General features: G+C 70.6%; 12 protein-coding genes. All 12 read left to right on the forward strand.

Annotation, left to right across the window (positions count from 1 at the left end; translation table 11 throughout):
* The first annotated feature begins 57 nt into the window (after positions 1-57).
* Entirely contained in the window at positions 58-1,452 is a 1,395-nt protein-coding gene (locus A8G18_RS23720; protein WP_084422020.1) for a hypothetical protein, read from the forward strand.
* Positions 1,449-2,480 carry an HAD-IIA family hydrolase gene (locus tag A8G18_RS21240; protein ID WP_084422022.1) on the forward strand — a complete coding sequence of 344 codons (1,032 nt, stop codon included), beginning with the start codon at positions 1,449-1,451 and terminating at the stop codon, positions 2,478-2,480. The genes A8G18_RS23720 and A8G18_RS21240 overlap by 4 nt, the downstream gene beginning before the upstream one ends.
* 52 nt (positions 2,481-2,532) lie before the next feature.
* Positions 2,533-2,763 (forward strand): hypothetical protein, encoded by a 231-nt coding sequence (locus tag A8G18_RS21245; RefSeq protein WP_016934149.1) that lies wholly within the window; start codon positions 2,533-2,535, stop codon positions 2,761-2,763.
* Position 2,764: 1 nt separating this feature from the next.
* The gene (locus tag A8G18_RS21250; protein WP_016934150.1) at positions 2,765-3,589 is read left to right on the forward strand and encodes a TlyA family RNA methyltransferase; all 825 of its coding nucleotides are present in this window, start codon (positions 2,765-2,767) and stop codon (positions 3,587-3,589) included.
* Positions 3,586-4,530 carry an NAD kinase gene (locus A8G18_RS21255; protein WP_016934151.1) on the forward strand — a complete coding sequence of 315 codons (945 nt, stop codon included), beginning with the start codon at positions 3,586-3,588 and terminating at the stop codon, positions 4,528-4,530. The genes A8G18_RS21250 and A8G18_RS21255 overlap by 4 nt, the downstream gene beginning before the upstream one ends.
* The gene (recN, locus tag A8G18_RS21260) at positions 4,530-6,278 is read left to right on the forward strand and encodes a DNA repair protein RecN (protein WP_064065441.1); all 1,749 of its coding nucleotides are present in this window, start codon (positions 4,530-4,532) and stop codon (positions 6,276-6,278) included. Before A8G18_RS21255 ends, recN begins: the two co-directional genes overlap by 1 nt.
* An 84-nt stretch (positions 6,279-6,362) precedes the next feature.
* The gene (gene steA, locus A8G18_RS21265; protein WP_016934153.1) at positions 6,363-7,547 is read left to right on the forward strand and encodes a putative cytokinetic ring protein SteA; all 1,185 of its coding nucleotides are present in this window, start codon (positions 6,363-6,365) and stop codon (positions 7,545-7,547) included.
* On the forward strand, positions 7,544-8,494 hold the full coding sequence (locus tag A8G18_RS21270; RefSeq protein ID WP_064065459.1) for a copper transporter: 951 nt from the start codon (positions 7,544-7,546) through the stop codon (positions 8,492-8,494). The genes steA and A8G18_RS21270 overlap by 4 nt, the downstream gene beginning before the upstream one ends.
* A gap of 182 nt (positions 8,495-8,676) precedes the next feature.
* The gene (locus tag A8G18_RS21275) at positions 8,677-10,428 is read left to right on the forward strand and encodes a CTP synthase (RefSeq protein ID WP_064065442.1); all 1,752 of its coding nucleotides are present in this window, start codon (positions 8,677-8,679) and stop codon (positions 10,426-10,428) included.
* A gap of 5 nt (positions 10,429-10,433) precedes the next feature.
* Positions 10,434-11,060 (forward strand): NUDIX domain-containing protein, encoded by a 627-nt coding sequence (locus A8G18_RS21280; protein WP_064065443.1) that lies wholly within the window; start codon positions 10,434-10,436, stop codon positions 11,058-11,060.
* Positions 11,061-11,063: 3 nt separating this feature from the next.
* Positions 11,064-12,035, forward strand: a complete 972-nt coding sequence (gene xerD / locus A8G18_RS21285; RefSeq protein ID WP_064065444.1) for a site-specific tyrosine recombinase XerD — start codon at positions 11,064-11,066, stop codon at positions 12,033-12,035.
* 134 nt (positions 12,036-12,169) lie between these two features.
* The gene (locus A8G18_RS21290) at positions 12,170-13,153 is read left to right on the forward strand and encodes a ParA family protein (RefSeq protein WP_371053994.1); all 984 of its coding nucleotides are present in this window, start codon (positions 12,170-12,172) and stop codon (positions 13,151-13,153) included.
* Positions 13,154-13,164 lie beyond the last annotated feature (11 nt).

Raw genomic sequence — 13,164 nt, forward strand, 5'->3', positions numbered from 1 at the left:
CGAAAGGGGACCCACTCGTTTGGGTCCCCTTTCGTGTTTTCATGAGAGGATTTTTCTGTGTCCGACGGCAACGGTGAACGTCGGTCCTTCAGGAGTGGAGGATCCACTCCGTGGTCGGGCCGCAAGAAGGAGCGCGACGAACGCGCCGACGACAGTCGTGGCGAGCGTGCACCGCGCGACCGCGACGAACGCGGGCGCGGCGACGAGCGCCGGCAGGGCGGCTACGGAACCGGCGGACGTTCGTCCAGCCGTGACGACGACCGTCGTCCCCAGCGCGGTGACGATCGACGTCCCCCGCGCAGCGATGATCGGCGTCCTCAACGTAGTGAGGACCGTCGCCCTCGAAGCGGCGACGACCGTCGTCCCCAGCACGGCGACGACCGCCGCTCCTACCAGGGCGGAGACCGCCGCGATCGCGGTCGCGACGACGCCCGTTCCGATCGCGGCGACCGTCCCTACCGGGAACGCTCCGGAGGCGACGATCGCCCCCGTCGCAGCGAGGATCGTCCGGGTCGCAGCGACGACCGCGGTCGGCAGTACGGTGACCGTCCCCGCGGCGAGCGCAGCTACGGCAATCGCGACGACCGTCGCGGCAGTGACCAGCGGGGTGGCGACCAGCGTGGTAGCGGCGCCAGCCGGGGCTACTCCGGTGACCGTCGAGGACCCCAGTCCGGCGACCGCCGCAGCGAGGGTGCGCCCCGCCGTCGCGGTGGTGAAGGTGGATTCGGGCCGTCCCGTGGGCGCGAAGGCATCGCGCCGCAGCGTCGCGACGCACGTCCGGACGAACCCGATCTGCCCGACGACGTCGAGGCGTCCGAGCTCGATCCGACCATTCGCCGCGACCTGCTGAGCCTGGACAAGTCGAACGCGAACAGCGTCGCCCGGCATCTGGTGATGGCCGGTCGGCTGCTCGACGACGATCCCCGTGCCGCGCTCTCCCATGCCCGTGCCGCCCGTCAGCGCGCCGGCCGCATCGCCGTCGTCCGCGAGGCCGCCGGCATCACCGCGTATCACGCCGGTGAGTGGGCTGAGGCGCTGTCCGAACTCCGTGCAGCGCGCCGCATGTCCGGTGGTACGGGACTGCTCGCCGTGATGGCCGATTGCGAACGTGGCCTCGGCCGTCCCGAGAAGGCACTCGAGCTGGGACGCGGCGACGATGCACGCAAGCTGACCGGCGACGACGCCGCCGAGTTGCGCATCGTCCTCGCCGGTGCCCGCATGGACCTCGGTCAGTACGACCAGGCTGTCGTCACATTGCAGACGCCCGACCTCGATCCGGACCGGACCGGCACGCCTGCAGCCCGCCTCTTCTATGCCTACGCCGACGCCCTCGTGGCCGCCGGACGGACCGAAGAAGGCCTGCAGTGGTTCCTGCACTCCGCAGCCGCGGACATCGAAGGCGTCACCGACGCCGAGGAGCGGGTGGAGGAGCTCACCGGAGAGACGCCGTGACCGACGGCACCGAGCCGGCCACAGGCATCGCCTCCGGCGACACGCTGCGTCGGATCTACGACGTCCTGCTGCTGGACCTCGACGGCACCGTCTACCGGGGCGCCGAACCCGTCCCGGGTGCCCGGGAGGCGCTGGCGGCCGGTGACGACACCGTTCTGTACGTCACGAACAACGCCAGCCGCCGGCCTTCGGAGGTCGCGTTGCACCTGCGGGAACTCGGCTTTCCGGCCGAGGATTCGTCCGTGGTGACGAGCTCGCAGTCCGCGGCGCGCCTGCTCGCCGAGCGGTTCCCGGCCGGCGCGCCGGTGCTCGTCGTCGGAACCGATGCCCTCGCCGAGGAGGTGGCCGGTGTCGGTCTCACCCCGGTCCGGTCGGCGGACACGCGTCCGGTGGCCGTGGTGCAGGGGCATTCTCCGGATACCGGATGGGCGATCCTCGCGGAGGCGACGCTCGCCGTCCGTGCCGGTGCCCTGTGGGTGGCCACGAACGTCGACTCGACCCTGCCCACCGAACGCGGGCTCGTCCTCGGCAACGGGTCGATGGTCGCGGCGGTGCGAAACGCCACCGGCGCGATCCCGATCGTGGCGGGTAAACCCGCTGCTCCGCTTCTCGAGGACGCGATCCGTCGCGGAGGCGCCCGACGTCCCCTCGTGGTCGGCGACCGGCTGGACACCGACATCGAAGGTGCCAACGCCGTGGGTGCGGATTCCCTGCTCGTGCTGACCGGGGTGAGCACCGTCGACGATCTACTGCGGGCCTCGGCCGAACAGCGCCCGACCTATGTCGCGGCCTCACTCGCGAGCCTCGATCAGCCCGCCGATCTGCTTCGCGTCGCCCCGCACACCTCGTGGGACGTCAGGGTCCACGGAGGTGATCTTCACCTCGCTGCCACGCAATCGGCGGCCGATCCGATGGAGGCGCTGCGGGGTCTTCTCGACATCGCCTGGGCCAACCCCGGTTTCGGGCAGGTCCGGCCGCTGGACGCGCATGCGCGCTCCGTCGTGGACGCGTGGGCGGCGACGGTCTGATCCGCACCGGAGTGTGTGGTGCGGTCGCACACATCGACTAGCGTGGACGGCGATGAGCACGCCGATTCCACGTCCGGGCGAACACCTTCCCGGCACGCGCCCCACCGTCGATCCCGCACGCGTCCGCGAAGAGGTCGACGCGTTGCTGACCCGTGTGCGGGAGGGCGCACCCGCCGCCGACGCCGCGAGCACCGACCAGTCCGTGTTGCTCGAACAGGCCGAGATGCTCGAACGTGCCCACGAGGTTCTCGTGCAGGCCTTGTCGACCGTGGACAAGATCTGACGTGGCACGCCGGGCACGCGTCGACGCGGAACTGGTACGGCGGGGTCTGGCGCGCTCACGTGAGCACGCCAGCGAACTGATCGCCGCAGGTCGGGTGCTGATAGCGGGCACCGTGGCCTCCAAGCCGGCGACCGCCGTCGAACCGAACACCCCGCTGATCGTCACCGAGGTGAGCGACGAGGTCTCCTGGGCGTCCCGTGGCGCTCACAAGCTCCTCGGTGCCCTCGAGGCGTTCACGCCGGAGGGGCTGCAGGTGGCGGGGCGTCGCTGTCTCGACGCCGGCGCGTCGACCGGTGGTTTCACCGATGTGCTGCTGCACGAGGGTGCCGCGGAGGTCGTCGCGGTGGACGTCGGGTACGGCCAGCTGGTCTGGCGGCTGCAGTCCGACGAGCGTGTCCATGTGATCGATCGAACAAACGTGCGTAGCATCGACGCCGAGACGATCGGCGGACGCGTGGACCTGGTGGTCGCGGACCTGTCGTTCATCTCCCTGAACCTGGTGTTGCCGGCGTTCGTGGCCTGCGTCGCCCCGGGCGGCGACCTGCTGCCGATGGTCAAACCCCAGTTCGAGGTGGGGAAGGACCGAGTCGGCAGTGGCGGCGTTGTGCGCGACCCGGCGTTGCGCACCGAGGCGGTGCTCGACGTCGCGCGCGAAGCGCAGCGGCAGGGCCTGCGGACCCTCGGAGCGGTGGCGAGCCCGCTGCCCGGGCCGTCCGGGAACGTCGAGTACTTCCTGTGGCTGCGGGCCGGAGAACCGGGGCCGGAAGAGCTCGACCCGGCGGTGATCGAACTGATCGAGCGTGCGGTGCAGGAAGGACCACAGTGAGCGAAGAGACCGTCGCGACCGATGCGGCGCGATCGGGCCGGGAGATCCTGCTGGTCTCCCATTCGGGGCGCGACGAGATCGCCGGCACCGCGCTGAGGGTCGCCAAGATCCTCGGTGAGGCCGGCATCGGCCTGCGCACCCTCGACGACGAGGCCGTGAGCAACGGACTCGGTGTCCTCGCCCTGCCGGGCAGCTTCATCAGCGTTGTCGAACCCGGCCCGGAAGCGGCCGCCGGCTGCGAGATGGTGATCGTCCTCGGCGGCGACGGCAGCTTCCTGCGGGCCGCCGAACTCGCGCAGTATTCGGCGGTGCCGGTCCTCGGAATCAACCTCGGCCGGATCGGCTTCCTCGCCGAGGCCGAGGCCGAACACCTCGAAGAAGCTCTCGTGCAGGTGGTACGCCGCGAATACCGCGTCGAACAGCGCATGACCCTCGACGTGACCGTGCGCATGGACGACGAGGTCCTCGACCGCGGCTGGGCGTTGAACGAGGCCAGTCTCGAGAACAAGTCGCGGCTCGGGGTGCTCGAGGTGGTTCTCGAGGTCGACGGCCGTCCCGTCTCCTCCTTCGGCTGCGACGGCGTTCTCGTCGCCTCCCCGACTGGATCGACGGCCTACGCCTTCTCGGCCGGCGGACCGATCGTGTGGCCCGAACTCGAAGCGCTGCTGGTGATCCCGAGCAACGCGCACGCGTTGTTCGCGCGCCCGCTGGTGACCAGCCCCGAGTCGATCATCGCCGTCGAGACCCTCGCCGGTGGGCACGACGGGGTGGTCTTCTGCGACGGCCGCCGAATCCTGGACGTCCCGGCCGGTGCGCGGCTCGAAGTCGTGCGAGGATGCGATCCGGTCCGCTGGGTGCGGCTGGATTCGGCACCGTTCGCCGATCGGATGGTGCGCAAGTTCGAACTTCCGGTGAAGGGCTGGCGGGGAAGGAAACTCTGATGCTCGCAGAGATCCGGATCGACAACCTGGGTGTGATCTCCGAGGCGTACGCACGCTTCCACGGGGGTCTGACTGTGCTCACCGGCGAGACCGGTGCCGGTAAGACGATGGTCGTGACGAGCCTGCACCTGCTCTCCGGGGTGCGCGCCGACCCGTCCCGGGTGCGGGTCGGAGCGAGCCGTGCCGTGGTGGAGGGGCGCTTCGAGATCGAACCGGCGCCCAGCCACATCGAACGGCAGATCGCCGAGCTGCTCGAGGCCACCGGCGCCCAGCGCGACGAGGACGGCAGCATCATCGCCGTGCGCACCGTCGGCAGCGACGGCCGCTCCCGCGCCCATCTCGGCGGGCGCAGTGTGCCGGTGGGGGTGCTGTCGGACTTCACCGGCCCGCTGCTGACCGTGCACGGGCAGAACGACCAGCTGCGGCTGCTGCGCCCCGACGAACAGCGCGCCGCGCTCGACCGGTTCGGGGGCAAGACCGTCGCCGGTCTGCTCGAGCGTTACCGCACGCGGCGGCGGCGCTGGCTCGAGGCCCGAGCCGAGCTGCAGGAACGCACCGAGCGGTCACGCGAACTCGCGCAGGAGGCCGACCGATTGCACTTCGGGCTCGACGAGATCGACCGCGCCGCACCCGAACCGGGGGAGGACACCCGCATCGTCGACGAGGTGCGGCGCCTGTCCGATCTCGACTCGCTGCGCGAGGCGGCCACCGTCGCGCACGACGCCCTCGCGGGCGACGACAACGGCGATGCCGACGCGTACTCTGCGGCGCTCGACCTGCTCGGCGAGGCCCGCGCCCGGCTCGAAGGCAGCGACGATCCCGCTCTGCGTGAGCTCGGCCCCCGCCTCGGTGAAGCGATCGCGGTGGTCACCGACGTCACCGCCGACATCTCCGGTTATCTGTCCGACCTGCCGTCCGACCCGAGCGCTCTCGAGACGCTCCTCAACCGGCAGGCGGAACTGAAGAACCTCACCCGTAAGTACGCCGCCGACATCGACGGAGTGCTCGAATGGGCCCGCGAGGCCCGCGAGCGCCTGTCCGGTCTGGATGTCTCCGCCGAGGCCATCGACAAGCTTGCCGCCGAGGTCGAGGCCGAAGCGGCCGCCACCGCCGAAGCCGCCACCGCTCTGTCGACGGCACGGCACAAGGTCGCCGGCAAGCTGGCGAAGGCCGTGAGCAAGGAACTGTCGGGTCTCGCGATGGGGCGCGCCGTCCTCGACGTGCACATCGCCGACCGCGCGGCGACCGCGAGCGACACGGCACCGTTGCAGGTCGGCGACCGGCTGCTGCACGCCGGCGAATCGGGGATCGACGAGGTGGAGTTCCGGCTCGCCCCGCACAGCGACGCCCCGGCCCGCCCGCTCGCCCGCAGCGCTTCCGGCGGTGAGCTCTCCCGCGTCATGCTCGCCCTCGAAGTGGTGCTCGCCGGCTCCGAGCGCGGCGCCACCATGGTTTTCGACGAGGTCGACGCCGGGGTCGGTGGCCGCGCCGCCGTCGAGATCGGTCGGCGTCTCGCACGTCTGTCGCGCACCCATCAGGTCATCGTGGTCACGCACCTGCCGCAGGTCGCGGCGTTCGCCGACACCCACCTCGTCGTCGACAAGGTCGACGACGGGGTGCGTACCCTCGGCGAGGAGGAGCGGGTCACCGAACTGGCCCGCATGCTCGCCGGGCTCGACGACACCGAAACCGGGCGTGCGCACGCCGAAGAGTTGCTCGCCGTCGCCCACGCCGAGCGCACCGGCTGAACCGCCGGAGCGCCGGGTCGATGTTCACACGCCTCCCGGCGCGCCTCCACAACCTCACTCGTATACCGGCGCATCATCTCTTCCATGAAGATGCCGGCGCTGCTGTCCCGTAACAACGAAACGTTGCCCGGAGTGAGTGGCATTGCCCGGGTCGACAGGAACACCGCGAAGCTGCTGCGCCGGATCGGTCCCGGCGACGTGGTCGTCCTCGACGCCGTCGACCTCGATCGCGTCACCGCCGACGCGCTCGTCGAGGCGGGTGTCACCGCGGTGATCAACGCGTCCCCGTCGATCTCGGGCCGGTACCCGAATCTCGGCCCCGAAGTGATCGTCGCGCACGACATCGTGCTGGTGGACAACGTCGGCACCGAGGTCTTCAAGAAGATCAAGGACGGTGCGAAGGTCCGGGTGCACGAAGGCGGGGTGTACGCGGGGGAGAAGCTGCTCATCGAGGGCGACGAGCAGACCGACATCGAGATCTCCGACCGCATGATCGAGGCCCGGACCGGGCTCGTCGACCACCTCGAGGCGTTCTCGGGCAACACCATCGAGTTCATCCGCTCGGAGAGCCCGCTGCTCATCGACGGCGTCGGTATCCCCGACATCGACCTCGACCTGCGCGACCGGCACGTGGTCGTCGTCTCCGACGGTCCCGGGCACGTGCAGGACCTCAAGGACCTCAAGCCGTTCATCAAGGAGTACTCGCCGATCCTGGTGGGTGTCGGTCCCGGCGCCGACAGCCTCACCAAGGCGGGCTACCGTCCCGACCTGATCGTCGGGGATCCCGACGAGATCGGTACCTCCACCCTCAAGTCCGGAGCCGAAGTGGTGCTGCCCGCCGACCCGGACGGCCACGCCCGGGGCCTCGAGCGCATTCAGGATCTCGGCATCGGCGCGATGACCTTCCCTGCCGTCGGCACCCCCACCGACCTGGCGTTGCTGCTCGTCGAGCATCACGGCGCGGCGCTGGTGGTGACCGTCGGCAGCACCGTCTCGCTCGATGAATTCTTCGACCACGGTCGCCGCGACACGAATCCGTCGGCGGTGATGACCCGCCTGAAGGTCGGCCCGAAACTCGTCGATGCGAAGGCCGTGGCCACCCTCTATCGCAGCCGGGTCTCGGGTGGGGTGATCGCCCTGCTCGTCTTCGCGGCCCTGATCGCCGTGATCGCCGCGCTCGCGGTGTCCAACCTCGGGGGCGACGTGGTCGAACTCGCCCGGCAGTGGTGGGAGAACGCCGTCGAGTGGATTCGGGGTCTGCGCGCGTGATCTCGATGCGCCATCACGTCGTTTCCCTGGTGGCGGTGTTCCTGGCCCTGGCGGTCGGGATAGTGCTCGGCTCCGGGCTGCTGGCCGACAGCGTCGTCACCGGCCTGCGTGACGACAAGGCGGAGCTGCGCCGGGAGGTCCAGCAGGCCGAGGACCACAGCAGCCGGCTCGAGGCGCAACTGCTCGCCGGCGACGGTTTCGACTCCACCGTCGGCCCGCGCATCGTGCGCGACGAGCTCCTCGGCCGCACGATCCTCCTGGTGACCACCCCGGACGCCGCACCCGAGGACGTCGACGCCGTGGTCCGGGTTGTCGGCGATGCGGGGGGCCGGGTCACCGCCCGGATCGCGCTGACCGATTCGTTCGTCGACGCGACCGGAACCGATCAACTCCGCACCACCGTCACCAACGTCGTGCCCGCCGGGGTGGAACTGCAGACCGGCGCCGTCGATCCGGGCAGCCTCGCCGGGGATCTGCTCGGCGCGGTGCTGCTCGTCGACCCGGCCACCGGCGGGCCGCGGAGCACCCCGGAGGAACGCGCCCTGGCGCTCACCACGTTGCGCAGCGGCGGTTTCGTCACCTACGAGGACGACCGGATCGACCCGGCCCAGAGCGCGCTCGTCGTCACCGGCGACCACAGCGGCAACGCCGAACGCGGCGGTAACCGCGGGTCGCTGATCGCCCGGTTCGCCGGGGTCGTCGACGGCCGCGGCGCCGGCGCGGTCCTCGCAGGCCGCACCGGGGCAGCGGAGGGCAACGGACCCATCGCGGTGGTGCGGGCCGATGCCGCGCTCGCCGCGGGCCTGTCCACGGTGGACAACCTCGACCGCGAATCGGGGCGCCTGACGACGGTCCTCGCGTTGCGCGAGCAGTTCGACGGCGGCAGCGGCCGGTACGGGACCGGTCCGAGCGCGACCGCCGTCACGGTCGGTTCCCCGGCTCGCTGAGCGTCGCCGTGGCCGTCCCGATCCGGGACGGGCCTGTGACGTCGATTGCACCGGCGGTCCGCACCCGCGAGTCGGGTACGCGCCGGCCCGCGGAGGTGTTACCGTGAAGTTCCGTGGGTCGGCAGGCCCCAGCTGTATCGCATCAGTCCAAAAGTCCTGCACCTGACGTCACGGGAGCTTCTTTGCCACAGTCACGCCACTCGCGTACCCCTACCAAGCACATCTTCGTCAGCGGGGGCGTCGCATCCTCGCTCGGCAAGGGGCTCACAGCGTCGAGCCTGGGCACTCTGCTCACCGCACGCGGCATGCGCGTGACGATGCAGAAGCTCGACCCGTACCTCAATGTCGACCCCGGCACGATGAATCCGTTCCAGCACGGCGAGGTCTTCGTCACCGAGGACGGTGCCGAGACCGACCTCGACGTCGGTCACTACGAGCGCTTCCTCGACCGGGACCTGTCCGCCGACGCCAATGTCACCACCGGCCAGGTGTACTCCACGGTCATCGCCAAGGAACGACGCGGTGAATATCTCGGCGACACCGTGCAGGTCATCCCGCACATCACCGACGAGATCAAGCGCCGCATCCTCGCCATGGCCGCCCCGGACGCCGAGGGCCAGGTCCCGGACGTGGTGATCACCGAGATCGGCGGCACCGTCGGCGACATCGAATCCCAGCCGTTCCTCGAGGCCGCCCGCCAGGTCCGGCACGAGGTCGGTCGCGAGAACTGCTTCTTCCTGCACGTCTCGCTCGTGCCCTATCTCGGTCCGTCCGGTGAGCTGAAGACCAAGCCCACCCAGCACTCGGTGGCCGCGCTGCGCAACATCGGCATCCAGCCCGACGCCCTCGTGCTGCGCTGCGACCGCGACGTTCCGGCCTCGCTCAAGGCCAAGATCTCGCTGATGTGCGACGTCGACGTTGCCGGCTGCATCTCCTGCCCCGACGCGCCGAGCATCTACGACATCCCGAAGGTGCTGCACAGCGAAGGTCTCGACGCCTACGTCGTGCGTCAGCTCGGCCTGCCCTTCCGCGACGTCGACTGGACGGTATGGGGCAACCTGCTCGAGCGGGTCCACAACCCCCGCGAGACCGTCGACGTCGCTCTCGTCGGCAAGTACATCGACCTGCCCGACGCCTACCTGTCGGTCACCGAGGCGTTGCGCGCCGGCGGTTTCGCGCACCGAGCGAAGGTCAAGATCCGCTGGGTCGCCTCCGACGAGTGCGAAACCGAGGCCGGCGCCGAGAAGCATCTCGGCGACGTCGACGCGGTGCTGATCCCCGGCGGTTTCGGTATCCGCGGCATCGAGGGCAAGCTCGGCGCGATCCGCTTCGCGCGTACCCGCAAGATCCCGCTGCTCGGCCTGTGCCTGGGTCTGCAGTGCGTCGTCATCGAGGCCGCCCGCTCGGTGGGCATCGACGACGCGTCGTCCACCGAGTTCGATCCCGACACCACCGCCCCGGTCATCTCCACGATGGCCGACCAGGAACAGGCGGTCGCGGGCGAGGCCGATCTCGGCGGCACCATGCGTCTCGGTGCCTACCCCGCCGTGCTGAAGAAGGGCTCGGTCGTCGCCAAGGCCTACGGCAGCGAGCAGGTCTCCGAGCGGCACCGGCACCGCTACGAGGTCAACAACGCCTACCGCGACAAGATCGCCAAGTCCGGTCTGGTGTTCTCCGGGACCTCCCCGGACGGGCGTCTCGTCGAGTTCGTCGAGTACCCGGCCGCCACGCATCCGTTCTTCGTCGCCACCCAGGCGCACCCGGAGCTCAAGAGCCGGCCCACCCGCCCGCACCCGCTGTTCTCCGGCCTCGTCGCCGCAGCACTGCAGTACAAGGCGGCCGAGCGGCTCCCGGTCGACATCCACGGTGAGAACACCGCTGCCGAGGAAACCGCCACGGCCGCGTCGACGTCCGCCGCCGGCGACGCCGAGTAGTCGACATGGCGCAGCGACACGACTTCCGCACCCTGGCGAGCCGGCGGATCTACACGGGTGCCATCGTGTCGCTGCGCGTCGACGACGTGGCGATGCCCGACGGGCACACCGCCGAACGTGAAGTGGTCGAACATCACGGCGCGGTGGCGGTCGTGGCCGTCGACGAGCAGGACCGGGTGGTGCTCGTACACCAGTACCGGCATCCGCTCGGCCGGCGCCTGTGGGAACTTCCCGCCGGGCTGCTCGACGCACCCGGGGAGGATCCCCTCGACGCCGCCCGCCGCGAACTCGCCGAGGAGACCGGTCTGGCCGCCGCCGACTGGGAGCTCCTCGTCGACATCGCGCTCTCACCCGGGTTCACCGACGAAGCCGTCCGCGTCTTCGCCGCCCGCGGCCTGAGCGAGGTCGACCGGCCGGATCCGGAGCACGAGGAGGCCGATCTCGAGGTCCGCCGCGTCCCCGTCGACCAGGCCGTGTCGATGGTGCTGGGCGGGGAGATCGTCAACGCCACCGCAGTGTCCGGTCTCCTCGCGTTCGCGACCACCCGCGCGACCGGCACCGCGACCCGCACACCGGACGCGCCGTGGCCGGACCGGCCCACCACCTTCGCCCGCACCCGCGCGGAGGGGTGAGCGGTGCTGCCCGGTGAGGAGCGTCCGGCCACGCAGGTCGCTCCGCAGCCGTCCCCGACACTCACCGGGCAACTCGACGCCTATCTGGCGCACCTGACCGTCGAACGAGGGGTAGCGGCGAACACGCTCGCCTCCTACCGGCGCGATCTGCTGCGCTACATGGAACACCTCACCGACGTGCATGTCGGCGATCTTGCGGACGTCCACGAACACCACATCAGCGATTTCGCCGCGAGTCTGCGCCGCGGTGATCCGGAACGGAACCGCCCGGCGCTCGCGGCGAGCTCCGCCGCCCGCGCCCTGATCGCCGTGCGCGGCCTGCACCGTTTCGCCGCCGCCGAAGGTCAGACCCCCGTCGACGTCGCTCGCACCGTCAAACCACCGGCACCCGGACGCCGTCTGCCCAAGGCGCTGACCGTCGACCAGGTCACCGCGATCCTCGAGGCCGCCGCACCCGAGGCCGACGCTCCCCGCGACCTGCGCGACCGGGCGCTGCTCGAACTGCTGTACTCCACCGGCGCCCGCATCTCCGAGGCCGTCGGGCTCGACGTCGACGACCTCGACACCGAATCGCGCACGGTGCTGCTGCGCGGCAAGGGCGGCAAACAGCGGCTCGTGCCGGTCGGGCGGCCGGCGCTCGGCGCGCTCGACGCCTATCTCGTGCGCGGGCGGCCGACGCTGGCGACCGGCCGCACCGCCGCGGTCTTCCTGAACGCGCGCGGTGGACGCCTGTCGCGGCAGAGTGCGTGGAAGGTGCTGCAGACCGCCGCCGAACGCGCCGGAGTGGACGTCGGTGTCTCCCCGCACACCCTGCGCCACTCGTTCGCGACCCACCTGCTCGACGGCGGCGCCGACGTACGCGTGGTACAGGAGCTACTCGGGCATGCTTCTGTGACGACCACGCAGATATACACCCTGGTCACCGCCGGTGCCCTCCGCGAAGTGTGGGCACAGGCGCATCCGCGGGCACGATGACCGGCTCCGCGACGGACGCGTGTCCGTGCGGTGATCCTGCCGACGAAGCGGTAGCGTTCCGGGGAAGAGCCGCCGGGCCACCCGACGGATCGACGAGAGAACATCTGGGTCGCAAGACAGGGGGAGTACCGAACGTGGGCACACCTCGGCCACCCGCCACGTACATGGAGCCGGAGCACCTCCGGTCGAACACCGTCCCGGTCGACGCAATCGGCCGCGAGGACGCCGACAGAACGTCCACCAGCGAGCCGACCACCACCGCCGGAACCACGGACGAGCCCGAGCTCGGACCGACCGGCCGGCCACGCCGTCCCGTCCCGGAACCGGTGCCGCTGTCCACCCACGGACCGGCTCGCATCATCGCGATGTGCAATCAGAAGGGCGGGGTCGGCAAGACCACCTCGACGATCAACCTCGGCGCGTCCCTCGCCGAGTACGGGCGCCGCGTCCTGCTCGTCGACCTCGATCCGCAGGGCGCGCTGTCCGCCGGACTCGGTGTCGCCCACCACGATCTCGATCTCACCGTGCACAACCTGCTCGTCGAACCGCGGGTCTCCACCGACGACGTGCTCGTACGCACCCATGTCGAGAACCTCGACCTGCTGCCGAGCAACATCGACCTGTCCGCGGCGGAGATCCAGCTCGTCTCCGAAGTCGGCCGCGAACAGGCCCTCGGACGGGCGCTGTACCCGATGCTCGACCGCTACGACTACATCCTCGTCGACTGCCAGCCGTCGCTGGGGCTGCTCACCGTCAACGCGCTCGCCTGCGCCGATTCGGTGCTCATCCCCATGGAATGCGAGTTCTTCAGCCTGCGCGGCCTGGCGCTGCTCAACGACACCGTCGCCAAGGTCCGCGACCGGCTGAACCCGAAGCTCGCCGTCGCGGGCATCCTCGTCACCATGTTCGACTCGCGCACTCTGCACGGACGCGAGGTGATGTCCCGGGTCGTGGAGGTCTTCGGCGACCTCGTCTACGATGCCGTCATCAACCGCACCGTGAAGTTCCCCGAGACCAGCGTCGCGGGTGAACCCATCACTCGCTGGGCGCCCGCCTCCGCCGGCGCCGAGTCGTACCGCGCCCTTGCACGGGAAGTCATCCACCGGAGCGGTCGCTGAGTTCCGTGCAC

The organism is Rhodococcus gordoniae (assembly GCF_001646655.1).
In the GTDB taxonomy this organism is placed as follows: domain Bacteria; phylum Actinomycetota; class Actinomycetes; order Mycobacteriales; family Mycobacteriaceae; genus Rhodococcus; species Rhodococcus gordoniae.